Genomic DNA, 24,491 nt, shown 5'->3' with positions numbered 1-24,491 from the left:
TTGACCCCCTTCCCATAATTTGCTAGACATAAGCACTTTGTAAGATTTGGGCACCTAAGGAGCGTGGAACATGGCGGAAATCGGAGCGATCGTCCTGGCGGCCGGGATGGGGACGAGGATGAAATCGGGGCTGGTGAAGGTGATGCATCCGCTGGTCGGCTCGCCCATGATCGCCTGGCCGGTAGCGGCGGCTTTCGAGGCCGGCGTCGGCAACTGCGTACTGGTGGTCGGCCACCAGGAGGAAAAGGTGCGCGGCTATTTCGCCGATCGTGAAGGGATCGCCTATGCGCTCCAGGGCGAGCAGCTCGGGACCGGGCACGCCGTCCGCTGTGCCCTCCCCGCTCTCGATCCTTCCTGCCAGACCGTTCTCATTCTCTGCGGCGACACGCCGCTTTTGACCGCGCAGACCCTCAAGGGGATGCTGCACGACCACCAGAACAGCGGCGCCTGCATCACCGTCCTCACCGCCACCCTTCCCGAGCCGTTCGGCTACGGCCGGATCGTCACCGGGGCCGACGGCAACGTGCGGGCCATCGTCGAGGAGAAGGACGCCACCCCGCAGCAACGGACCATCCGCGAGGTGAACGCCGGGGTCTACTGCGTGGACGCCCCCTTCCTGGCCGAGGCCATCCCCCATCTTAACAACGACAACGCCCAGAAGGAGTACTACCTGACCGACATCATCACGTACGCCGCCCAGAAGGGTTGCACCTGCCGGAGCCACCAGGTCGCCGACGCCGTCGAGATCAGCGGGGTGAACGACCGGGTACAGCTTGCCGAATCGGCCCGCGTGCTGCGCTGCCGCATCAACCGGGAACTCATGCTCTCCGGCGTCACCATGATCGACCCGCAGGCGACCTACATCGACCGCGGGGTGCGGATCGGCCGCGACACCGTCATCGAGCCGGGGACGACCATCACCGGGACGACCGTCATCGGCGAGCGCTGCAAGATCGGCCAGGGAACCGTGATCCGGGACTGCCGCATTGCCGACGACGTGCAGGTGAAAGCGGGGAGCGTCCTGGAGGAGTCGGTGGTCCACGAAGCGGCGGCGATCGGACCGATGGCGCACCTCAGACCGGGAACCGAGCTGATGCGCGAGGTGAAGATCGGCAACTTCGTGGAAACCAAGAAGATCGTGATGGGGGAAGGCTCCAAGGCCTCGCACCTCACCTATCTCGGCGATGCCACTATCGGGAGCAACGTCAACATCGGCTGCGGCACCATCACCTGTAACTACGACGGCGTGAACAAGCATCGCACCGTGATCGAGGACGACGTCTTTGTCGGCAGCGACGTGCAGCTCGTCGCCCCGGTGAAGGTCGGGAGAAACTCACTGATCGCCGCGGGGACCACGGTCACCACCGACGTCCCCCCCGACTCCCTGGCCATCGCCCGAGCGCCCCAGGTGAACAAGGAAGGGTGGAAGCTGAAGAAGAAGTCCTGACCGGTTCCTGCTCAAGGCAGTGCTTTGAACTCCCCCCTTGTCAAAGGGGGGAATCAAAGCCCCTTCTTTTGCGGATGAATACCGAAAATTCTTTTCTCCTCTAATCCCGCCAAATGTATTAAACTCAACCGTTATTGATTTCAACGCCACCACTACGGAGCTCATCATATGTGCGGAATCGTCGGGTATATCGGGGAGCAGGACGCGACCCCCATCATCATCGAAGGGCTGAGAAGGCTTGAGTATCGCGGATACGATTCCGCCGGCATCTGCACCCTGAGTGAGGGGAATGCCAGCATCCGCCGCAGCGAAGGGAAGCTGGTCAACCTGGAGCGCCTGCTCCAGACCGAGCCCATCGCCGGATCGGTCGGAATCGGCCACACCCGCTGGGCCACGCACGGCCGCCCCTCCGAGATCAATGCCCACCCGCACCAGGCCGGGAGCGTCATCGTAGTCCACAACGGGATCATCGAGAACTACCTGCAGCTGCGCGAAGAGCTGAAGAGCCTCGGGCACGTATTCAGGAGCGACACCGACACCGAAGTCATCTCGCACCTGATCGAGCAGCGGCGCAAGACCGGCCTGGGCTTCGAGGCGGCGGTCCGGGAGGCGCTGGCCCTTCTGAAGGGTGCCTATGCGGTCTGCATCCTCTGCGAAGCGGAGCCCGGGGTGATGATCGCTGCGAAGCTCGGCTCCCCGATGGTCATCGGGATGGGGGAGGGCGAATTCTTCGTCGCCTCCGACATCCCCGCCATCCTCTCCCACACCCGTTCCATGATCTTCATGGAAGACGGCGAGATGGTGGTCTTCAAAGGTGGTAACGCAAGCTTCAGCACCATCGACGGCCAGGGAATCGAGAAGACGCCGCGCCACATCGACTGGTCCGCCCACATGGCCGAGAAAGGGGGCTACAAGCACTTCATGCTCAAGGAGATCTTCGAGCAGCCCCGCGCCGTGCGTGACACCATCGCCGGCCGGTTGCGCGAGGAGGCGGGTGACGTCTACCTCGAGGACCTGTCGCTCAACGACGAGCAGCTAAACGGCGTCGAGCGGATCTGCATCATCGCCTGTGGGACCTCCTGGCACGCGGCCCTGGTGGGCAAGTTCCTCATCGAGGAGCATTGCCGGGTCCCGGTCGATGTCGACATCGCCTCCGAATTCCGTTACCGCAACCCGGTCATCAACAACAAGACCCTGGTCATGCTGATCTCCCAGTCCGGGGAGACCGCCGACACCCTCGCCGCGATGCGCGAGTCGCGCCGCCGCGGCGCCACCTGCATCGCCATCTGCAACGTAGTCGACTCCTCGATCGCCCGCGAAGCCGACGGCGTCGTCTACACCCATGCCGGCCCCGAGATCGGCGTCGCCTCGACCAAGGCGTTCGTGACCCAGCTCGTCGCTCTGTATCTCTTCACCATCCGGCTCGGCCGGGCGCGGCAGATCATGGACGTGGAGCGCGGGCGCAAGATGATCGCGGCCCTGGTCCGGGTCCCGGCCCTCATGGAAGAGACCCTCAAGCTCAACGAGCAGGTGGAGAAGGTGGCCCGCAACTACCTCCACGCCCGCGACTTCCTCTACCTGGGGCGCGGCATGAACTACCCGATCGCGCTGGAAGGGGCCCTCAAGCTCAAGGAGATCTCCTACATCCACGCCGAAGGGTATCCCGCCGGCGAGATGAAGCACGGGCCGATCGCGCTCATCGACGAGAACATGCCGGTGGTGGTCCTGGTACCGGAGGGGGACAACTACGAGAAGGTCTTCTCCAACATGGAAGAAGTCATCGCCCGCGGCGGGCGGGTGATCGCAGTCTGCTCCGCCGGCGACGAAGAAGTGAAGAAGAAGGTCGAGGTTGCCCTCGAGGTAGCCTGCGAAGACGACGATGACGTCAACCCGATCATCCTCTCCATCCCGATGCAGCTTCTGGCCTACCACGTGGCGGTCCTCAAGGGTACCGACGTCGACCAGCCGAGAAACCTCGCCAAGAGCGTGACGGTGGAGTAATGGCTTAACAAGGGCTGTCCCGGGTCGGCAGGATGTCGGCCTCGTGGCGAAACCGAACCATAAAAGGCGCCTCAACAAACCCGTTGAGGCGCCTTTGGTTTATGCGGAGCCGCTGGCAAGCGCCAAGTTGAACCAATAGCCATAACTACCGGAACCCAGCCTAGTTAAAGGGCCGTGTCGTGAGACGCGGCCCTTTTTGCTTATAATGAAAATGAAAAAGCTGGGAACCTTTTGGGCTGTTCCTGCATCTAAGGTAATGAATGGGATAGTAAACGGAGGTTGGACATGGCTATGACAGAGACAATCGCTGCCTCCGGTGCAGCGTCGGACATGGATATCGTCCAGCGGGTGCTGAACGGGGACGGGATGAGCTTCGAGCTCATCATGCGGCGCTACAACCGGCGCCTGTACCGCATTGCCCGCGGCTTTCTCAAAAACGACGCCGACGCCGAGGACACCGTCCAGGACGCCTACCTCCATGCCTACCGAAACCTCGCCCGGTTCGAGGGAAAGGGGCCGCTTTCGGCCTGGCTGGCAAAGATCGCCTCGAACGTCGCCCTGGGTCGCCTGCGGAGTTCCGGTGCCGGGACCGAAGGGATATCGTTCGACGATCCGGAGGCACAAGAGGAGGCGAACTTCATGGCTGATGTCATCGCGAATTTTCCGACACCGGAACAAAACGCCGCCCGGGGAGAAGTACGCCGGCTGCTGGAAACGGCAATCGATGCCCTCCCCGATGCTTACCGGATGGTCTTCATGCTCTTTGCCGTCGAAGGGCTCTCGGTCAACGAGACAGCGGAATGCCTCGACGTCGAGGCCGCGACGGTGAAGACCCGGTACCATCGGGCGAGAAAGATCCTCCAGGAACAGCTCGCCAGCCTGGTCGACGCGACGGCGGGCGAGCTGTTTCCCTTCGACGGCGCACGTTGTGACCGGATCGTCGCCGGGGTACTCGGCAGGCTGGGCCTCCCGCCGGGAGATTCCGCCTGACGAATAGCTGAAGAGTCCTATCTCCCCAAAGAGAGGGTTCCCGATGGACCGGGTGTGGGAAGGTGCTCGGTGGCGATTTCCCTCACCCCGCCCCTCTCCCGGAGGGAGAGGGAGATTACGGATTCTTCGTATGAGCAAGGAGAATGATCATGTTAAGGACAGCCCTCAAATACCTGGCAGTTGTTACCGCAGCGGTTCTTTTGACAGCACCGCCCGCACTGGCTCACGAGCATATGAGGATGACCAAGGAGTCGCCCAAGAGCGTCCAGCTCAGGGAAACGCTGCGCGACCTTTGGATCGGCCACGTCTTCTGGGTCCGCAACGTCGCGTACAGCACCCGGATCGGCGACATGGAAGCGGCGAAGGTTGCCGAACAGAACGTGGTGAGTAATGCCCGCGCCCTCGCGGACTCGGTGAGCCCGCTCTATGGGAAAAAGGCTTCGGATAAGCTCTTCGGCCTGCTTGCCGGGCACTACGGAGCGATCAAGGAATACATGACCGCCTCGTATGCCGGGAACAAGGAGGGCAAAGACGCCGCGGTGGAGAAAATCAAGGCGAACGCGATCGATATCGCCACCTTCCTGAGCGGAGCGAACCCGAACTGGCCGAAACAGACCCTGGTATCGCTCCTCTTCGCCCACGGTGGCCATCACATGGCCCAGATCGACGAATTCGCCGCCAAGAACTACACCGCCGAAGCACAGACCTGGGAAGCGATGAAGAATCACATGTACCTGATCGCCGACGCGCTTGCCGGAGGGATTGTGAAACAATTCCCGAAGAAGTTCTAGGCGGTTGCAGACGGCTGGGCGAGCCCGGTCGGCGTAGGAAGGGCATCCGGTTACCCATGGTACGGGTGCCTTTTCTATTGCGTGCGTTCCGGGAAAGGTTTAGAAGCAGATGATATGTCACCAGAGCAACAAATGTCCGATCTCTTGAACATGGTGCGCCAGGGGTGCCGTTATGTCTGTGAACGGGCGACCTCGGTTCGTATCGTCACCAGCGTGATCCCACAATACGCCGCCGCGCTCTGCAAGGAGCGCCTGTCCCTCCCGACGATGGACCCCGCTATCCACTACCTCGGGCACGGTGCCGACACCGTCGCTTTCTTCCTCACGCTCAATACCATCAACTTCGGCTCGGGATACTTTCCCGACATCCTCGGCGATCCCTGCCGCTCCGGCTACCGGGTCGTCGCCTCGGCTTTGAACCGGCATTTCGAGGCAGAAGGTCCCTTTCGGGCCGCTGCGCTGCGCCGGCTCACCCCTGCCAACTGCAGTCAAATCTTCTTCCCCGGCGTCGACAATGAAGCGGCAACGGAACTCATGGAACTGTTCGCGCGGGCCTTGAATGATCTCGGGACTCTGGTGGAGGAGAAGTTCGGCGGGGACGTTACCGCGCTGGTCGCCGCTGCGGAAAACTCGGCGGAGCGACTGGTCGAACTGTTGGATGGCATGCCGCTGTTCCATGACGCAGTGGCCTATGGCGGGATTGAAGTCCCCTTTTTCAAGCGCGCCCAGCTGGCTGCAGTGGACTTGCATATTGCCTTTGGGGGTGGCGGGCCGGGACGGTTCGACGATCTGGACCGCCTTACCGCCTGCGCCGACAACCTGGTCCCGCATGTGCTGCGTCTGGATGGAATCCTGGAGTACCGGCCGGAATTGTTGGCGCGAATTCAAGCCGGCGCGCCGATCCCAGCCGGCTCGCCGGAGGAGGCCGAGATCCGGGCCGCCGCGGTGCACGCCTGCGAGCTGATCGTCGAGGAGTTGCGCGGCCAAGGCGTAGCCGCCGATGCGATGCGGCTCGACAATCTGCTCTGGCACCGGGGGCAGGAACCGCGTTATCGGGCGCATCCCAGACACCGCAGTCGCACGGCATTCTATTGACGATGTCGGTCAACTCTGCCGTCTGCGCCTTCCCTGTGGGAGCGCCTTTCCAGGCGCGATCCGCCGAAGGCGGTAACGGTGCGGAGTATTCGCGCCAGGAATGGCGCTCCCACAGGGTTGCCAGCTGTGACCGCGAGTCGGGGCAGGTCCGTTTCTTTTTGACCAACACCGTAACAACGGTACGGATCAATCGCGCCTGGAATGGCGCTCCTACAATTGCGGATCCTGGCACGCTGAAGCTGGTCACTCGGGTGTTTCCGCCTTCGGCGGTTCGCGCCAGGAATGGCGCTCCCACAGTAAAGACACTTGCTCCCCAGACATTTTCCTTTCTCCCCAGGCATAGTGACATTCCTGCAGCATTCCCGGCTGAAATCGCGACCAGAATGTCGCTCCTACATATTTAGTCCCCCCCGCATTCCACGAAGGCCCTGCTCATTCTTTTTTGACCAACAGCGCGCCTCGGTGCTATAAAGGGTGGCTGTCCGGAAATCCTGCCGGCAAATCCCAGCCGAGGAAATCTCATGAATCTGCTGCACAACCTCAATCCTCCCCAGAAGGAGGCGGTCCTCCACGGCGAAGGCCCCCTTCTGGTTCTCGCGGGCGCCGGTTCGGGCAAGACCCGCGTCATCGTTCATCGCATCGCCCACCTTATCGCCGAGCGCGGCGTCCCCCCCTGGCAGATCCTCGCGGTCACCTTCACCAACAAGGCAGCCGGTGAGATGCGCGAAAGGGTGCAGCGGATCGTCGAGGGGGACGAGACGCCGCTGATCTCCACCTTTCACTCCTTCTGCGCCCGCATCCTCCGTCACGAAATCCAGCACCTCGGCTACGACCGCAGCTTCGCCATCTACGACGACAAGGATTGCGAGCGGCTGCTCAAAGATTGCCTCGTCGAGCTGAACCTGGACGAAAAACGCTACCCTCCCAAGGCGATGGGCGCCGCCATCGACGATTTCAAGAACAACGGCATCCTGCCGGACGACGTCCGGACCGGCACCCTGCAGGAGCAGGCGGTGGCGCGGATCTACCGGCTCTACCAGGAGCGGCTCAAGCGCTGCAACGCGCTCGATTTCAACGATCTCCTCCTGGTCACGGTGCGCCTTTTCGAGGAGCACCCCGAGGTGCTGCGCAAATACCAGGAGCGCTACCGGTGGATCCTGGTGGACGAGTACCAGGACACCAACCCGGTCCAGTACCACCTGGTGCGTCTTCTGGCCGGTTCGCGGCGCAACCTCTGCGTGGTCGGGGACGACGACCAGTCCATCTACGGCTGGCGCGGCGCCGACATCCGCAACATCCTGGAATTCGAAAAGGATTTTCCCGGGGTCAAGGTGGTGAAGCTGGAGCAGAACTACCGCTCCACCAAGACCATCCTGGACGCCGCGTGGAACGTGGTGGAAAAAAACCGCGGGCGCAAGCCGAAGCGGCTTTGGACCGAAAATCCGACCGGGGAGAAGATCATCTACCGCCGGATGCTGAACGAGTGGGAGGAGGCGCGCTTCGTCTGCCGCGAGATCGAAGCCTTCGCGCGCGAAGGGGGTTCCTACTCCGGCGTCGCCGTCTTCTACCGGACCAACGCCCAGTCCCGCTCGGTGGAGGACGCCCTGGTCGCCGCCGGCATTCCCTACCATGTGGTGGGCGGCGTACGTTTCTATGCCCGGCTGGAAATCAAGGACATCCTCGCCTACCTGAAGGTCCTCGAAAACCCCTCCGACGACGTCTCGCTGAAGCGGATCATCAACACCCCGCCGCGCGGCATCGGCAACACCACCGTCCAGAAGATCTCGGAGCTCGCCTCGGAGAAGCAGGTCTCTTTTCATGCCGCGATGCGCGAGGCGGCTAAAGGTTCGCTGCTCGCCGCCGGGGCCCGGGGCAAGCTGGCCGCTTTCGCCGGCGATCTGGACCGCTTCCGGGAGCTCTCCAAGACTCTCCCCATCGACCAGTTGGCGCAGACCGTCATGCTGGAGACCGGGTACGTGCAGCGGCTGAAGGAGATCGGGACCGACGATGCCCGCGACCGCCTGGACAACCTGGAAGAGTTGATCACCGCGATGCAGGCGTTCGAGACCGGCTCGGAGGAGAAGGGGCTCGCGGCCTTCCTGGAGCAGGTGGCCCTGGTCATGGACCTCGAGGAAGAGGGTGAGGGGAAAAAGGCATCGGTGACCCTGATGACGCTCCACTCGGCCAAGGGTCTCGAGTTCCCGATGGTCTTCATCGTCGGCATGGAAGAGCGGCTCTTCCCCCATCTGCGCGCGCTGGAAGATCCCGAGCAGATGGAAGAGGAGCGGCGGCTTTGCTACGTGGGGATGACCCGCGCCCGGCAGAAGCTCTACCTCTTGAACGTGAAGCGACGCCACATCTTCGGCCAGGAGCAGACCAACCCGCCGGCCCGCTTTCTCGCCGAGATTCCCCCGGCACTTCTGGACGTCGAGGACGCCTTCGAGCCCCGTCCGGCCGCAGCCCCGACGCCGTGGCGCCACAACCTGGCCGCCCTCTTCGAAGAGGAGATGGAGCCGGAGCTCGATAACGAGGTGCGGATGGTCCCCGACGAGCCCGAGGACGGGGTGGTAATCGGGATGAAGGTGCGCCACGGCCAGTTCGGGGTGGGAACGATCCGCAAGATCGAAGGGGAAGGGGACAATCAGAAGGTGATCGTCTGGTTCGGCTCGGTGGGGCCCAAAAAGCTCATGGTCCGCTTCGCCGGCCTGGAGCGGTGCTGATCGGTCGTAGGAAAGCTCACCGCAAAGGGCGCTGAGGGGCGCGGAGGAAAACCTTTCAAATAATTTTGGGAAACACGTTTCTCTCCGCAGCAAGGCAGCGGCCGCGCCGCTGGTAAAGCAGCGCCATCCCGGTAGGAGCGGCATTCCTGTCGCGATCATCGGCTGAATCGCGACAAGAATGTCGCTTACAACGTCAGGCGCCCCGGTTCCGACCTCGTTCCCAAGGTCCACCTTGGGAACGCAATGATGTTCAAAGCTTCGGCTTTGTCACGGGCTTTTCGAAGCTGGAGCTTCGGAGAAAATGTACCTTCCCAAGCTGGAGCTTGGGAACGAGTTTGATGACGTGGCTTCCGCGGTGCACTTCCAGGGAAGCTCGAGAAAAGGAGATCCAGGTGGACAAACCTGTCATTGCCATCACCATGGGGGACCCGAGCGGGGTCGGACCGGAAATCATCGCCGCGGCGCTCGCCGACCCGCAAGTGACCTCCTGCTGCACGCCGTTTGTCCTTGGCGACCTCGGCGCCATGCAGCGCGGCATCGCCGTCTCCGGCACCGAGCTGCGCGTGGAACCGATTGACGCGGTCCCCTTCACCGCACCGGCGGCAGGGGTCATCCCGCTGCGCGAACTCTCCTCCCTTTCCCCGGACCAGATGGCCTACGGGCACCCCACCCCCGCCGGGGGCAACGCCTGCTTCAAGTACATCCTGGAAGCGGCGCGTCTTTGCCTGGAAGGAAAAGCCCATGCCATGGCGACCGCCCCGATCAACAAGGAGTCGATGAACAGCGCCGGCCACCACTACCCCGGCCACACCGAGCTTTTGGCCGAGATCACCGGCGGCCACGAGGTGGTCATGATGCTCGCCGGCGACAAGCTCCGGGTCACCCTGGTCACCATCCACGAGGCGCTCGCCGACGTCCCCCGGCTGGTCACCCGCGAACGGATTCTCTCCACCATCGAGATCACCCACCGCGCGCTCACCCGCTGGTTCGCCCCGGCGCCGCGCCTGGCGGTCCTTGCCCTCAACCCGCACTGCGGCGAGGGGGGGATGTTCGGCAAGGAAGACAAGGAGATCATCACCCCGGCGGTCCGCGAGGCCCGGGAGCGCGGCATCGACGCGGTCGGTCCCCTCTCCGCGGACACCCTCTTTCATTTCGCCGCCCGGGGCGACTACGACGGGGTGGTCTGCATGTACCACGACCAGGGGCTCATCCCGCTCAAGCTCCTCCACTTCGACGACGGGGTGAACGTGACCCTGGGGCTCCCCATCATCCGCACCTCCGTCGACCACGGCACCGCGTACGACCTCGCCGGCACCGGCAAGGCCTCGGCAGCAAGCATGAAACAGGCGATCCTGATGGCCGCCCAGATGGCCCGGCGCGACGCCGAACTCAAGGAGCAGCAATGAAAAAGGGAGTCGTCGCCGTCATCGTTCTCGCCATCATCTATTTTGGTTACGTCGTCGTCTCGTTGTCGATGCTCCCGCCGGTCGCCCAGCTCAAGGACAAAAAGACCAACGTCACCATCCAGGTCAAAGACTGGCACGGGGATTATCACGACTTCGTGGTCGGCCCCAAAAACCGCTACTGGACCCCCTCCTCGCGCATCCCCGCCGAGATGAAGTGGTCGGTCATCCTCGCCGAGGACGCCTCCTTCTACAAGCACGAGGGGATCGACGTCAAGGCGATCAAGGAAGCGATCAAGTACGACCTGGAGAAGAAGAGTCTCGCCCGGGGCGCCTCGACGATTACCCAGCAGGTGGCCAAGAACCTCTATCTCTCCCGGGAAAAGACCCTCACCCGGAAGGTCAAGGAGGTCTACCTCGCCAAGCGGATGGAACAGGAGCTGACCAAGGGGCGGATCATCGAACTCTATCTGAACGTGATCGAGCTCGGCCCGATGGTCTACGGCATCGGCCACGGCGCCCATTACTATTTCGGCAAATCGGCCTCCGCCCTCACGCCGCGCGAATGCGCCTTTCTCGCCGCCATGCTCCCCGGTCCGCGGGTCGCCTACAACCCGTACAAGAACCTCAACAAGGTGCTCAAGCGCTCCGACATGATCCTGCGCCTTCTGGCGGAAAAGGGGGTCCTCTCCTCCGCCGAGTACCACAGCGCGCTTGCCGAAATGCCGAACGTAGGGCGCATGCAGAAGAAGGTCGAGGAAAGCATCCGGAAGGTGGAAGTCATGCCCAACCTCTCCAGTGCCCGCGGTCCGGTCCAGGAAGAACCGGGTGCCGCCAAGCCGGAGGAAGGGGAGAAGGAACCGGCGGCGGAACCGCCCGCCGAACCGAGCAAGGAACCGGCCCCGGCGACCGCTCCGCAAGAGGTCAAACCTTAGAAATAGCTAAGAAAATCGTGCTCAAGTTCCGACGGACGATGCCGAAACGCAAAAAGAGGTGTCACATTGCGTTAAGCCGTAAAAAGGAGGACGGATGGAATCAACAGCGTCAGGGATCGTCATCGTCGTAGACGACGACCCCTATGTCCTCGAAAGCGTGGCCATGCTCCTCTCCGTCGGCGGGTTCGAGGTACATCCCTTCTCCAACGGCTTCGAGGCACTCGACGAGCTGCGCCGTTGCCCCCCGGACGTCGTGCTTACCGACGTCAACATGCCCAAGATCACCGGGATCGAGCTTTTGGAGAAGATCCACGAGATCGACCGCGACATCCCGGTCATCCTGATGACCGCATACGCCGAGCTGGAGATGGCGGTTTCGGCGATCAAGAAAGGGGCTTTCGACTTCATCATCAAGCCGTTCAAGCCCCCCTACCTGATTCACTCCGTGGAGAAGGGCGCCAATTACAAGCGCCTGGTCCTGATCGAAAAGAACTACAAGATGGAGCTGGAGCGGACCGTCATGCAGCGGACCCGCGAGCTTGCCGACGCCCTGGCCCGGATGAAGAGCATGAGCCGGGAGACCATCGAGCGTCTCACCGCCGCGGCCGAGCTTCGCGACGAGGACACCGGCAAGCACATCATGCGCATCGGGATGTACGCCAAGAGGATCTCGCGCGCCCTCAACCTCCCCGAGGAGTTCGTGGAGACCATCGGGATCGCCTCGGCGATGCACGACGTCGGCAAGATCGGCACCCCGGACTCGATCCTGCTCAAGCCCGGCCCGCTCACCCGGGAAGAGTTCGAGATCATGAAGAGCCACACCATCATCGGGGGCAAGATCCTCGCCGGATCGACCCACGAAGTGCTTCAGATGGCCGCCTCCATCGCCGTCACCCATCACGAGCGCTGGGACGGCACCGGCTATCCGGCCGGGCTCAAGAGGGAGGAGGTCCCGATCGAAGGGCGCATCGTCATGCTGGCGGACCAGTACGACGCCCTGCGCAGCTGGCGCGTCTACAAACCTCCCTTCGACCACCAGAAGACCATGAAGATCATCCTCGAAGGGGACGGGCGGACTCTCCCCGAACACTTCGATCCTGCGCTCTTGAAGGCGTTCCAGGAGGTGGAGCAGGACTTCCAGGATATCTTCGCCTCGCAGCAGGACGACCCGGTCCACCGCGACGAGGCAGCCGCGGGCATCCCGGTCGGAGCGCAGTGAGGGATTGGTAGCTTCCGCATGACCTCCAAAGCCTCCCCTGGAAAGGGGGAGGGACGTGTAGCCGGAAGATCAGTTCTAAAACTCCTGATGAGCGAAGGGATGCGAAGAGGATGATCTCGACAAAGCCTGTGCAATATACCAAGGCGACCCTGGCGACCGGGGCCGCGCTGCTGGCGGCAACCGCGGCCGCGCCCGCCTTCACCCAAGGCGCCGCCGCGCTGGTGCCGGCCGCGCTGCTTTTGGGGTTCTGTCTGGGGAGGTTGCTCCCGAAGGCGCAACTGGAGGAACTCCCGGCGAACCACAGCGAGGACCAGCTCAGGAAATTTTCCTGGGCGGTCGAGCAGAGTCCCACCATCGTGGTCATCACCGACACGACCGGGCAGATCGAATACGTAAACCGGAAGTTCGAGGAGGTTACCGGGTACAGCCGGGAGGAGGTGCTGGGGGGAAACCCGCATCTGCTCAAAAGCGGGGTCATGCCGGACGAGACGTACCAGGAGATGTGGGATACCCTGACCGCCGGGGAAGAGTGGCGCGGGGAACTGCAAAACCGGAAGAAAAACGGGGACGTCTACTGGGAGGCGGCGACGGTCTCGCCGATCAAGGACGACACCGGCAAGGTGAGCCACTACATCGCCCTCATGGAGGACGTAACCGAGAGCCGGGCCTTGGCCCTGGCCCTGAACCACGCCCAGAAGATGGAGGCGCTCGGAACGCTGACCGGCGGCGTGGCCCACGACTTCAACAACATCCTCACCGCGATCATCGGCTACGCCAACCTGATCCAGATGAAGCTCCCCGCCGGGGACCCGTCCATGGAGTTTCTGGACAAGGTGGTCCGCGCCGCGGAAAAGGCCGCCTCGCTCACCCGCGGCCTTCTCACCTACAGCAGAAGCCATTCCATCAATCCCGCACCGGTCGACCTGAACCGGCTGGTGGCCCGGGTCTCCAAGCTCATCGACCGGGTCATCGGCGACGAGGTCACCCTGGTCACCTCGGTAGCCGGGGAGCCGCTCACCATCTATGCCGACTCCGGCCAGTTGGAGCAGATCCTGATGAACCTGGCCCGAAACGGCGCCGAGGCGATGTCGGGCAAAGGCACCCTCACCATCGCCACCGACGAATACACCCTCGACGAGGCCTTTCTCAAGCGCTGCGGTTTCGGGGTCGCCGGACGCTACGCCCGGCTTCGGGTATCGGACTGCGGCCCGGGGCTCGACGAAAAGACGCGGGAGCGGATCTTCGAGCCGTTTTTCACCACGCACGGGGTGGGACGCGGACCGGGACTGGGACTTTCCATCGTCTACGGCATCGTGAAGCAGCACAAGGGGTACATCGAGGTGGAAAGCGCTCTCGGCCAGGGGAGCACCTTCACCGTCTACTTCCCGCTGCTCCCTACTCCCGTCCCTAAACCCTGAGCCGCTCCACCGCCGCCTCGTCCAGGGTGTTTTCCACGTTAAGCGGCGCCGTCTCGTCCTGCACGGTCACCCCGACCGTCGCGGTCTCCCCGAACGGGGCCTTGGTGTAGCGCAGAAGGACCTGCGCGGCCACCCGGAGCAGGTCGGCGTCGGTACGTCCCATCACCGCGGCCAGCGGGCTCGGACCGTCACTCCAGCGCAGGGTCGCCTCACCGCGCTGCACGGCGGTCTCCAAAAGGGCGTTTTCCGCCTCGTTTCTCCCGACGATCACCTTGGTCCGTTCGCCGATCCGGAAATGCCGGCCCAGCTTCAAGAGCCGGAAATCCCGCATGTTGAGCTCGTCCGAGTGGTCGAAAACGTCCCGGATCTTGCCGACGAAGGAGAGCTCGGTCAGCAGGCAGCCGCCGGCCGGGCAGGGGTAGTTCTTGACGTCGAGCTCCTCGGCCAGTTCGAACTGTTCCTTGCGCGAGCGCCCCTGGATGGAGAGCAGCTTCTCCCGGTCCACCCACCCTTCCAGCTCGGGGATGGTCGGCTTGAAGTGCTTGGCGGAGAGGGGCCGCAGCAAAAGCCCTTCCAGGCCGCTGTCCCGCTCGATGATGCGGAGCGTGTCGCGGCGCTGGCTCATCGGGCGCTGTCCGAGGACCTCGCCGGTGATGACGAAGTCGGCGCCGGACTCCTCGAGGTACTCCTTGGCCTTTTGCAAAAGGAAGATCCGGCAGTCGACGCAGGGGTTCATCCCCTTGCCGTAGCCATGCTTGGGGTTGCGGACGATCTCCAGGTAGTCGACCCCCTTGTTCATCACCTTGATCGGGATCCCGAACTCCTCGGCGACCCGGACCGCCTCCGACTTGCAGCCGGCGTTCTTCCCGGTGCAGGTGCAGAAGGGGGAGGTGAAGTTCAGGGCCTCGACCGCGATCCCCTGTTCGAGCATGACCTTGACGGCCAACGTAGAATCCAGCCCCCCCGACAGGAGGGCGATTGCCTTGCGTTGCATGTAGTTCTCCTTTTCCATCGCGCCCCCGGTGTCCGGGTGGCGCCCTCCGCAATAGCTGCTAAAACAGATGGAGCCAAAGCGGGCCCAGCTGGTCCCGGACCTTATCGGCAACGGTGCCGGGGGGCCGGGACAAGTCCCGCAGGGTACCACACAATCCCCTTCGAATGCAAAGGTTGTTGAAGTAGCGTGATATTTACCGCGGAGGGATCGGGAGGCGGGGATGAGCGAACTGGTGAGAGAAGGGTCGATCGGGGCGGTGCTGTGCAGCTCCGGGATCATTACCGAAGAGGAACTGCAGGCCGCCCTCAAGGAACAGCAGGCATCGGGGTGCCGTATCGGCGAGGCGCTGGTACAGCTCGGTATCGTGGACCAGGAGGACATCGACTGGGCGCTTTCCAACCAGCTCGATCTGCCCTGGGTGCGGTTGAAAAAGGATGATCTGGATCCGGCGGCGCTGGCGCGGGTCCCGGCCGAGCTCGCCCGCCGCTACCGGGTCATTCCGGTGGTTCTCTCCGGCGACGAACTCTCGGTCGCCCTGGAAGATCCGCTGGACCAGGAGGCCCGGGCAGCTCTAGCGCGGGAGACCGGGTGCCGCATCAACGTGGCGGTAGCGCTGCGGCGCGAGATCCGGGAAATGCTCGATCTCTGCTACGGCGTGGCCGATCTCGGTTTCGGCTCCCGGGTCTTCGGCCCGGACGCGCTCAGCGCGATCAACGCCGACCCGTCCGCGGCAAGGCTCCTGGACGAGTTGCTCAACCTGGCGCTCCAGCGTGAGGTGACGCAGCTTGGCCTGGCTCCGGCCGGCGAACGGGTCCTCGTCACCGCGCGCTCAGCCGGCTGCACGGTAGAAATCGGCATCCTCGGTTTGAGCGGGTACGCGGCGCTCCTGGCGCGGGTGCGCAACCGCGCCGGGTTGGAGCATTCGGCGCCGGTGGCGGCAAGGGGAACCCTGGTCTTTTCCCGGCAGGAGAGGGAGGTCACCTTCCAGGTGCTCCTGCTCCGCGAACAGATCCTGTCCATCAAGCCGTACTCGATACAACCCCGGTTCAACTCCCTCGCCGACCTTACCCTCGCCCCCGAGATCGAGCGGGAACTCCGCATCCTCGCGGCGGTCCCGGAAGGACTTTTGCTGGTCGGCGGCCGGGATCCGGGGGCGCGAAACGCCTTTCTCGACCTGTTCCTGGACCAGGCCGACACGGAAGGAAAGTCGGTGCTGGTAGTCGGCGAAGGGATCGGAGCGGGAACCCGGCGTTTTCCCCAGGTTGCCGCGCTGCGCGAGGGGGTGGACGAGACCCGGCAGGTGATCCAGGCATCCGGCGAGCACGAGATCGATCTCCTTGCGGTGGAGGATCTGGCGGATCCGGCCGCGGTGGTCGCGGCAGGGAGTGCCGCTCTGCGGGGCAGCGCCGTAGTCGCCGGGATCTCGGCGGCAGGGATGATGCCATTGTTGGAGCGCCTGTATGAGCTGCGCCGCGAGCAGCACCTGGTTCCGGGGGTGCTCAAGGGGGCGCTTTTCGTTGCCGCGCCGTTCACGCTCTGCCGCTACTGCCGCGAGGAATACCCCCCTGCCGCTGACGAGATCGCCCTGCTGCGGCTCGCTTCCCCGCCGGAGCGGCTGTTTCGCCGCCGCGGCTGCACCGCCTGTGGCCAAAGCGGGTACCGGGGCCGGCAGTATCTGGTCGAACTGGTCCTGTTCCAGGGGAGTACCGGTGAACTCTTCCGCCAGGCGCATTCGGCGACCGACCTGCTGGCGCGGTTGAAGGAGAAGGGATATCGCGGAGTCGCCGAACAGGGGCGCGCGCTCCTGGTGGAGGGCGAGATCTCGGCAGCGGAGTTTCTGGCGGCGGTAGGTGGAGGAAACTAACCTGCCGCAAAGCCCCCCTCTCCTGAGGGAGCGGGGATTATACGGTTACGATCACAAAAAGCAGGAGAAACTATGGCTAGGATAGATGCACTGTTCAAAATGATGGCCGACAAAGGGGCGTCCGACCTCCATCTCTCAACCGGTTCGCCGCCGATCTTCCGTCTGCGCGGCGAGATGGAGCGCCAGAATTTCAAGGTGCTGCAGCACGAAGAACTCAAGGGGATCCTCTTCGAGATCCTTTCCGAGAAACAGAAGGCCGAATTCGAGGAGCGCCACGACCTGGACTTCGCCTACAGCGTCCCCGGGCTGGCCCGGTTCCGCGGCAACTACCTGATGCAGCACCGCGGCATCGCCGCCGTTTTCCGCATCATCCCGAGCAAGATCCTCACCGCGGACGATCTCAACCTCCCGGAGGGGGTGCGCAAGCTCACTATGCTCAAAAAGGGACTGGTCCTGGTTACCGGCCCGACCGGCAGCGGCAAGTCCACCACGCTGGCCGCCATGATCGACCTGATCAACTCCACCCGCCAGGAGCACATCCTCACCCTCGAGGACCCGCTGGAGTTCATCCACGAAAACAAGATGTCCCTTTTCAACCAGCGCCAGATCGGCGAGCACTCCGACTCCTTTTCCGCGGCGCTTCGGGCCGCCCTGCGCGAGGACCCGGACGTGATCCTGGTCGGCGAGATGCGCGACCTGGAGACCATCAGCCTCGCCATGACCGCCGCGGAGACCGGCCACCTCGTCTTCGGCACCCTGCATACCAGTTCCGCCGCGAAAACCGTGGACCGGATCGTCGACGTCTTCCCGAAAGACGCCCAGGAGCAGGTGCGGGCGATGCTTTCCGAATCGCTCAAGGGGGTCATCTGCCAGCAGTTGATGAAAACCGCCGACGGCAAGGGGCGGGTCGCCGCCCTGGAGATCATGATCGGCACCCCGGCGATCGCGAACCTGATCCGCGAAGCGAAGACCTTCCAGATCCCCTCGATCATGCAGACCGCCCGCAAAGACGGCATGCAGCTCATGGATCAGCACGTCATGGACCATCTCAAGACCAAGAAGGTCGCGCCGGAGGAAGCCTACCGCTGCGCGGTGGACAAGAAGATGTTCGAGCAGTACCTCACGCCGGCGTGACGGCACGGGATCATCGGTAACGGAGGTTGTGTTGAACGGATTCATCGTGCGCAACGTCTACCATGACCGCTGACGTCGTCGCGTTTCGTCCCTCAACGCGACCTTCTGTAATCCTTGGCATGTTGAAGTTTCTTGTCGGCCAGGGCAATCTCGTCTTACCCGATCTTACCAGGGAGGAAATACGGCAGTGGAAACGAGGCTATCCAGCAAAGGGCAAATCGTCATCCCGCGAAGGATTCGGCAAAACCACGGATGGGAACCCGGTGTCGCATTTACGATAGTCGAAGACGGGGACAGCCTGATATTGAGGCCCTTGGTTGCAAAGAAGGGAGTTGACCTCTCCGAAGTGGTTGGCTGTGCCGGATATCGCGGCGAGAAGAAAAGCCTGGCCGAGATGGATGCGGGTGTCCTCGAGGAGGCCCGAAGGCAGGCAGAAAAATGGTCGCGATAGACACCAACGTGGCGGTCCGCCTGCTGGTGAATGACGACCCGGCCCAGACGTCCAGGGCGGTCGAACTTTTTCAGGCAAACGACATCTTCATTGCCAAGAGCGTCGTTTTGGAAGCTGAGTGGGTTTTGCGCGGGGTTTACCGACTCGCCCCCAAGCAGGTCAATGAGTCGCTTCGAAAACTGCTGTCCCTGCAACAAGTGTGGTTGAGGATGAGACGGCCGTCTTTGCGGCCCTCGACGCCAACGCAAAAGGCATGGATTTCGCCGATGCGCTGCACCAACTCTCCAGCCGGCGTGCGCACACGTTTGCAGGTTGAGGCCTCCTTTTGAACCCGCAGCACCAAGCTCTCGATAAATCCACCTATGCATCGTTGGTAGCAAAGAGCCAGGAATAATAACCTTTTCCCAAACGGCCACCGAAACCAATCGGCGGCCGTTTTCGCGTCACCACCGCACTCCTTCTGCACCCATCAACCGGCTCACCGTTTTCCCGGGGGCGGCCCGTGTTCAACCGTCGAACAGCCCCTGTTCAAAAGCTCACCAGCCCTATCCCCCTCTCTCAGCCATAGCTCCTGCCAATACCTGCCATCGGCCTACAATTAGTAGATTTTAATTTTTGGCACCTCTTTTGAAAGCCTTCCTGAAGAGAACGCACCCCTGCGTTCAGCCCAAGGTCAGGTCGCACCTGGAACCACGGCTCCTCATAGCTGCACTGGCGCGGATCGAAAAGAATTCAGGAGGTACCGCATGATTACCCAAGCATCACGAAGAGTCACCATGTTTTCCCTTGTCCTCTGGACCGTTCTCGGGTTGGCCCCTGCCGGGGAAGCGGCCACGCTGTGGGCTCCTTCCAGCGCGCCGGTAGTGGCCGATTCCGGCGCGGACAGCCCCGTCGAACTGGGGGTCCGCTTCACCTCCGACAGCGCCGGATATGTCACCGGGGTCCGGTTCTACAAGGGGACCGGTAACAGCGGGACCCACGTCGGCAACCTCTGGAGCAGCACCGGAACCCTGCTCGCCTCGGCCGAGTTCAACGGAGAAACTGCCTCCGGATGGCAGCAGGTGAATTTTCCAACCCCGGTGCGGATCCTGAAGGACACCGTCTACGTCGCCTCGTACCACACCAACGTCGGGCACTACAGCGCCGACTACAACTATTTCGACACGAGCACCGACAACGCTCCCTTGCATGCTCCCCCCAGTACCTCAGGGGGCAACGGTGTTTACAGCTACGGGTCGAACAGTACGTTCCCAACCCGCAGTTACAAAGGGACCAACTACTGGGTCGATCTGGTCTTCGAACCCGCCCCTGCCGATGCGCAAGCGCCGGTAGTGACCGCGTTCACCCTTCCCGCGACCTCATCCTCGCTCACCGTCCCTATCTCCTCCTTCACGGCCACCGATGACGTCGGCGTCGTCGGCTACCTGGTCACCGAATCCCCGGCCTCCCCCGACCCAACGGCTGCCGGGTGGTCGGTCACCCCGCCCCCCTCCTATACCTTTTCCTCACTGGGCGGCAAAGTGCTCTACGGCTGGGCCAAGGACGCCTCCGGGAAGGTTTCCGCGAGCCTGACAGCGTCGGTCACGATAACCGATGCCGGAGGAACGCCGATCCTTCTGCTCACCTCCTCGGCCAACCCCTTCAGCTCCTACTATCCTGAGATCTTCCGAAACGAGGGGTTAAACGAATTCACCGTTTTGGATGTCGCGGCCCTGACCGATGCCTGGCTCGCCAACTATGATGTCGTCGTGGTTGGTGAAATGCCGCTGACCACGGATCAGGTCGGCATCCTCACTCGATGGGTCGGAGCCGGCGGCAAGCTCATCGCCATGCGCCCCGACCCGAAGCTCGCCCCGCTGCTGGGGCTGGTTGCCGACGGCACCGTTCTCTCCGACGCGTACCTGCAGATCGACACCACCACCCCTCCCGGCGCCGGCATCGTCGGCCAGACCATCCAGTTCCACGGCGCCGCGGACGGCTACCGCCTCGACGGCGCCGCCAGCGTGGCCGCCCTTTTTGCCGACGCCGTCACCCCGTCCGGGAAACCGGCGGTGACTCTGCGCTCGGTGGGCACCAACGGCGGCAAGGCCGCCGCCTTCACCTTCGATCTCGCCCGCTCGGTGGTCTACACCCGCCAGGGGAATCCGGCGTGGGCCGGGCAGGAGCGCGACGGCTACCCCCCCATCCGTTCCAACGACCTCTTCTATGGCCCCGCAGCGGCGGACCCCCAAAACGACTGGGTCGACCGGAACCGGATCACCATTCCCCAGGCCGACGAGTTGCAGCGTCTGCTGGCCAACCTGCTCATCTTCGCCAACCAGGACCGCAAGGCGCTCCCCCGGTTCTGGTACCTGCCCAAGGCGCTTCCCGCGGCAGTGGTGCTTACCGGCGACGACCACGGCTACGGCGGCACCATGGGCCGTTTCGACCTGTTCAACCTGGTCAGCCCGCAGGGATGCCGGGCGGAGTACTGGGAGTGCGTCCGGGGCACGTCGTATCTCTACGCGAACACCCCGATCGGCGATGCGGCGGCGAAAAGCTACCAGGACGCCGGTTTCGAGCTCGCCGACCACATCACCACCAACTGCCTCGACTGGACCCCGGCTACCTTGCGCTCCGTCTTCACCGATCAGCTCACCGCGTGGCGTACCAACTTCCCCTCGCTTGCCCCTCAGGTAACCAACCGGACCCATTGCATCGCCTGGAGCGACTACGCGACCGAACCGCTCGTGGAACTGGCCAACGGCATCCGCCTCGACACCACCTACTATCATCTCTCCTCGCGCTGGGTCGACTATCCGGTTGGTTTCTTCACCGGCTCGGGGATGCCGATGCGTTTTACCGACGCCGGCGGCAACCTGATCGACGTATACCAGGCGACGACCCAGATGACCGACGAGTCGGGGCAGCCGTACCCTTTCACCATCGACACCTTCCTGGACCGGGCCATGGGGGCGGAAGGGTACTACGGCGTCTTCACGGTGAACGCCCACACCGATTTCAACCCTTCCGAGGTGGCCAACGCGGTGCTGCGGTCGGCGGTCTCCCGCGGGGTGCCGATCATCTCCGCAAAGCAGCTTTTGCAATGGCTGGACAGCCGCAACGCCTCGGCCTTCTCCGGGATTTCCGGAAACAGTGACAGCCTCTCCTTCTCCATCACCGCCGACCCGAACGCCCGAGGGCTCACCGTCCTGGTGCCGATCGCCAACGGACGGACCGTCGGGTCGATCCAGGATGGCAACGGCCTACTCCCCTTCTACCTCGCACGAATCAAGGGGGTGCAGTACGCTTTGTTCCAGGCGGCGGCGGGAACCTACCAAGTCCAGTTCATCACCGACCCCTTCGCCCCGGTGGTAACAGCAGTTGCCCCGGCTCCCAATGCCACCGGCGCCGACACCGTGCCGGTGCTGCAGGCAAGTTTCAGCAAGGACCTGGACCCGCTCTCGGTCAACAGCTCCAGCTTTGAACTGCGCGACCCGGCCAACCTCCCGGTTCCGGCCACGGTGAGCTGGGACCGGGCGACCCGCACCGCGACGCTGATCCCGAAATACCGGCTCGCCACCCTCACCACGTACGTCGCCACCGTCAAAGGTGGGAGCGGGGGAATCGCCGACCTCGCCGGGAACCGCCTGGCCGGTGACGCCACCTGGACCTTCACCACGGTGCCCACCCGCCCGGCCGGCTACTCCGTGTGGCAGCAGAGCTCGGTACCGGCGACTCTGGACGGTGGGCCGGACAGCCCGGTTGAGCTGGGAACGAGGTTCCGCTCCGACACCAACGGCACCGTGACGGCGATCCGCTTCTATAAAGCGGCGGCCAATGCCGGTCCGCACAGCGGGCACCTGTGGGACAAGAACGGGACCCTCCTGGCCACCGTCACCTTCTCCAACGAGACTGCCTCCGGCTGGCAGCAGGCGGATCTGTCGACGCCGGTTTCGATAACGGCCAACGAGACCTACGTCGTCTCCTACTTCGCTCCGGCCGGGCACTACAGCATCACGAGCGGGGCCTTCGTCGACCAGGGTGTTGACAACGTCCCGCTGCACGCCCTCCCCTTCGGTGCCTCGGGCGCTAACGGCTGCTATGCCTACGGCTCGACCAGCACGTTCCCGTCCCAGGGCTGGCACAGTACCAACTATTGGGTCGACGTCGTCTTCGTTCCGACCGATGCGCCGGTAGGGAGCGCCAAGGTGAAGGTGAAACCGGTGCCGCTCGCCCAGGTACCGAAACGAACCGCGGAGAACCTGCTCGACCTGCGCCTTCCGATCTCCCTCCGGTAAGGGAGCAGGCGCAATACCTCGCCTCCTGCGGGGGGGGGGCCGGACTCCCCCGTTTCATGGCCCGCGGCTCTTTCGACCGCGGGCTTCGTATTTTTCCCAAACCTCGTGAGGGTCCAGCTTCAAATGCCCCCCTCCCGGCGCGGCGAGCAAAAGCGGCATCCGGTCAAGACAGCGCGCCCGCTTCGGCTAGAATTACCCGGTTCGCGGCAAACATAACCCGGAGGTGCGATCATGCAAAAGGCGTTCGTGGCGGCGGTTGTAGCGCTCCTGGCTGCCGGCTGCAGTCAGACGACGGTCAAGACGGAGTGGAAGGACCCGGCCTATGCCGGCCCGGCGGTTCGATCGGTGGTGGTGCTCTGCCTCCCCCCCGACTCGAGGGAAAAGCAGTGCGAGGATGAGTTCATCACGCAGCTGAAGGAAAAAGGGATCGCCGCAACCTCCGGCCACAGTTCGATTGCGTCGGCAAGTTCGCGGGACAACGCCCTGGCGCGGGCCCGCCAGTTGGGAGTCGAACGCCTTTTGGTGAGCCGGTTCCTGCAGCGGAAGTCCCAGCTCGACATCTACCCGCGCGAAGACTCGATGCTCATGATGCCCGATGAGGAGCTGTGGGGTGGATACGATTACGTAGAAAACCGGTACCAGGTCTTCGCTACCGTGCTCTACGACGTGACGCGGGGCAAACCGATCTGGACCGCCGAATCGGACACTTTCGAGCGCCCCTCGGAAAAAAAGACGTTGCGGTCCTACGTGAAGGCGATGGTGAAGAAGATGCAGCAGCGGGGATTGCTCGCCCGGTGAAAGCCTTTTCGCACCGGCACGATCGATCCGGCAGGAAAAAAGCCCCCGGCAAGGCCGGGGGCTTTTTTGGTGGGCGGTTATTCCTGCTCGCCGGGCGGGATGCGGTCTTTCAGGATCGCCGCGACCTGGTCCGGCTTGAGGCGGTCAATCTGCTCCTGGCCATAGCCGAGTGCGCGCAGCTCCTGCTCGTCCCGGGTGGTGATCATGAACTTCACGCTGGCGGTCGTCGGTGGTTCCGCAGCTCGGTCCGGACCGGCGCCGGGCTTGCCGTTTCCGGGAGCGGCGGGTGGCGAGCCCGGCTTGAAGACCGAGAGCAGGATCGACGCCGCCGCCGGATTGAAGTATCCGCCGTCGGAAGGTTCCTTGCGCTGCGGCTCCGGCTTGGGCGCTTTTTCGTTCGTGGTGGGGGGATGTCCTTTTCGCTCGGGCATTGCCGACTCCTCAGGCTGCTCTGGTCTGACCGGCTCAATTACGTGGGTAACCTCCTGAAGATAGACGAAAACCGCCCTTCATTCAACCGGAAGCTGACCGAGCCGGCAAGAGATCAAGAAGATCGCCTATCTCTTCTAATTAAAATTGACACCGGCTGTCAATCTTTTGTTGATTTATGGAAACATTAAGGAAAATGACCGGTTACAGGCATACCACGACCTTCCTGGTACGGTAATGCAATGCCAAGGCGTCAACAATTTCGCGGACCTGGAGGTTCGGGGGTCTTTGGACCAGGACGCTCTTTTTGTATACAAAACAACGTTTTCAATCCTTTAGCTGCGGTTCCGCCCCCCCAACCAAGTTGGCCCAGTAGTTGCTATTCTGCCACCTTACAGTGTTTTCGCGTCAGGAACGACCGGTACGGACACTGTCTCCCAGGCGGATGCTGGCAAAGCGGTCCGGTCCGGGAAGCTGTTGCTTCTGTGGAAGTAACGTTTCAATCTCAAGGAGGAGCACGGC

Annotated in this window: 18 protein-coding genes; 16 read left to right on the top strand and 2 right to left on the bottom strand. The window is 63.3% G+C overall.

From position 1 onward, the window contains the following. Nucleotides 1-70 precede the first annotated feature (70 nt). The 10 genes from glmU to JFN93_RS08330 all read left to right on the top strand — a co-directional run bounded on the left by glmU (nucleotide 71) and on the right by JFN93_RS08330 (nucleotide 14,019). Complete coding sequence (glmU, locus tag JFN93_RS08375) at nucleotides 71-1,447, top strand: bifunctional UDP-N-acetylglucosamine diphosphorylase/glucosamine-1-phosphate N-acetyltransferase GlmU (protein ID WP_199383609.1); 1,377 nt, start codon at nucleotides 71-73, stop codon at nucleotides 1,445-1,447. Nucleotides 1,448-1,615: 168 nt separating this feature from the next. Further along, nucleotides 1,616-3,448, top strand: coding sequence for a glutamine--fructose-6-phosphate transaminase (isomerizing) (gene glmS, locus JFN93_RS08370; protein WP_199383608.1), 1,833 nt, complete (start codon nucleotides 1,616-1,618; stop codon nucleotides 3,446-3,448). Nucleotides 3,449-3,733: 285 nt separating this feature from the next. Then, complete coding sequence (locus JFN93_RS08365) at nucleotides 3,734-4,438, top strand: RNA polymerase sigma factor (RefSeq protein ID WP_199383607.1); 705 nt, start codon at nucleotides 3,734-3,736, stop codon at nucleotides 4,436-4,438. 149 nt (nucleotides 4,439-4,587) lie between these two features. Then, a complete protein-coding gene (locus tag JFN93_RS08360; protein WP_199383606.1) occupies nucleotides 4,588-5,229 on the top strand; it encodes a hypothetical protein in 642 nt (213 codons plus the stop codon). A gap of 132 nt (nucleotides 5,230-5,361) precedes the next feature. Beyond that, on the top strand, nucleotides 5,362-6,324 hold the full coding sequence (locus JFN93_RS08355) for a queuosine salvage family protein (RefSeq protein WP_199383605.1): 963 nt from the start codon (nucleotides 5,362-5,364) through the stop codon (nucleotides 6,322-6,324). A gap of 521 nt (nucleotides 6,325-6,845) precedes the next feature. Continuing rightward, nucleotides 6,846-9,044, top strand: a complete 2,199-nt coding sequence (pcrA, locus tag JFN93_RS08350) for a DNA helicase PcrA (RefSeq protein ID WP_199383604.1) — start codon at nucleotides 6,846-6,848, stop codon at nucleotides 9,042-9,044. A 419-nt stretch (nucleotides 9,045-9,463) separates the two neighbouring features. Then, nucleotides 9,464-10,450 (top strand): 4-hydroxythreonine-4-phosphate dehydrogenase PdxA, encoded by a 987-nt coding sequence (gene pdxA, locus JFN93_RS08345; RefSeq protein ID WP_199383795.1) that lies wholly within the window; start codon nucleotides 9,464-9,466, stop codon nucleotides 10,448-10,450. After that, nucleotides 10,447-11,382 carry a transglycosylase domain-containing protein gene (locus JFN93_RS08340; protein WP_199383603.1) on the top strand — a complete coding sequence of 312 codons (936 nt, stop codon included), beginning with the start codon at nucleotides 10,447-10,449 and terminating at the stop codon, nucleotides 11,380-11,382. Before pdxA ends, JFN93_RS08340 begins: the two co-directional genes overlap by 4 nt. 94 nt (nucleotides 11,383-11,476) lie before the next feature. Beyond that, nucleotides 11,477-12,601, top strand: coding sequence for an HD domain-containing phosphohydrolase (locus JFN93_RS08335; protein ID WP_199383602.1), 1,125 nt, complete (start codon nucleotides 11,477-11,479; stop codon nucleotides 12,599-12,601). A gap of 110 nt (nucleotides 12,602-12,711) precedes the next feature. After that, on the top strand, nucleotides 12,712-14,019 hold the full coding sequence (locus JFN93_RS08330) for a two-component system sensor histidine kinase NtrB (protein WP_199383601.1): 1,308 nt from the start codon (nucleotides 12,712-12,714) through the stop codon (nucleotides 14,017-14,019). Here the strand turns inward: JFN93_RS08330 and JFN93_RS08325 are convergent. Beyond that, entirely contained in the window at nucleotides 14,009-15,013 is a 1,005-nt protein-coding gene (locus tag JFN93_RS08325) for a hypothetical protein (RefSeq protein WP_199383600.1), read from the bottom strand. The two genes, JFN93_RS08330 and JFN93_RS08325, sit on opposite strands and share 11 nt — an antisense overlap. Nucleotides 15,014-15,233: 220 nt before the next feature. On the opposite strand from JFN93_RS08325, the gene JFN93_RS08320 reads away from it, so the two are divergent. The 6 genes from JFN93_RS08320 to JFN93_RS08295 all read left to right on the top strand — a co-directional run bounded on the left by JFN93_RS08320 (nucleotide 15,234) and on the right by JFN93_RS08295 (nucleotide 23,540). After that, nucleotides 15,234-16,877, top strand: coding sequence for an ATPase, T2SS/T4P/T4SS family (locus tag JFN93_RS08320; protein ID WP_199383599.1), 1,644 nt, complete (start codon nucleotides 15,234-15,236; stop codon nucleotides 16,875-16,877). A gap of 72 nt (nucleotides 16,878-16,949) precedes the next feature. Continuing rightward, the gene (locus JFN93_RS08315) at nucleotides 16,950-18,011 is read left to right on the top strand and encodes a type IV pilus twitching motility protein PilT (protein ID WP_199383598.1); all 1,062 of its coding nucleotides are present in this window, start codon (nucleotides 16,950-16,952) and stop codon (nucleotides 18,009-18,011) included. Nucleotides 18,012-18,198: 187 nt separating this feature from the next. Continuing rightward, the gene (locus JFN93_RS26065; RefSeq protein ID WP_199383597.1) at nucleotides 18,199-18,462 is read left to right on the top strand and encodes an AbrB/MazE/SpoVT family DNA-binding domain-containing protein; all 264 of its coding nucleotides are present in this window, start codon (nucleotides 18,199-18,201) and stop codon (nucleotides 18,460-18,462) included. Further along, nucleotides 18,450-18,791, top strand: a complete 342-nt coding sequence (locus tag JFN93_RS08305) for a PIN domain-containing protein (RefSeq protein WP_199383596.1) — start codon at nucleotides 18,450-18,452, stop codon at nucleotides 18,789-18,791. Before JFN93_RS26065 ends, JFN93_RS08305 begins: the two co-directional genes overlap by 13 nt. A gap of 417 nt (nucleotides 18,792-19,208) precedes the next feature. After that, a complete protein-coding gene (locus tag JFN93_RS08300; protein WP_199383595.1) occupies nucleotides 19,209-22,742 on the top strand; it encodes a DUF4082 domain-containing protein in 3,534 nt (1,177 codons plus the stop codon). Between the two features lie 231 nt (nucleotides 22,743-22,973). Further along, a complete protein-coding gene (locus tag JFN93_RS08295) occupies nucleotides 22,974-23,540 on the top strand; it encodes a hypothetical protein (RefSeq protein WP_199383594.1) in 567 nt (188 codons plus the stop codon). A 77-nt stretch (nucleotides 23,541-23,617) separates the two neighbouring features. Here the strand turns inward: JFN93_RS08295 and JFN93_RS08290 are convergent, their stop codons facing one another. Beyond that, entirely contained in the window at nucleotides 23,618-23,971 is a 354-nt protein-coding gene (locus JFN93_RS08290) for a hypothetical protein (protein WP_199383593.1), read from the bottom strand. Nucleotides 23,972-24,491 lie beyond the last annotated feature (520 nt).

It is taken from the genome of Geomesophilobacter sediminis (assembly GCF_016458275.1).
Taxonomy (GTDB): Bacteria; Desulfobacterota; Desulfuromonadia; order Geobacterales; family Geobacteraceae; genus Geomesophilobacter; species Geomesophilobacter sediminis.
This window is presented reverse-complemented; position numbering and strand designations above follow the sequence as displayed.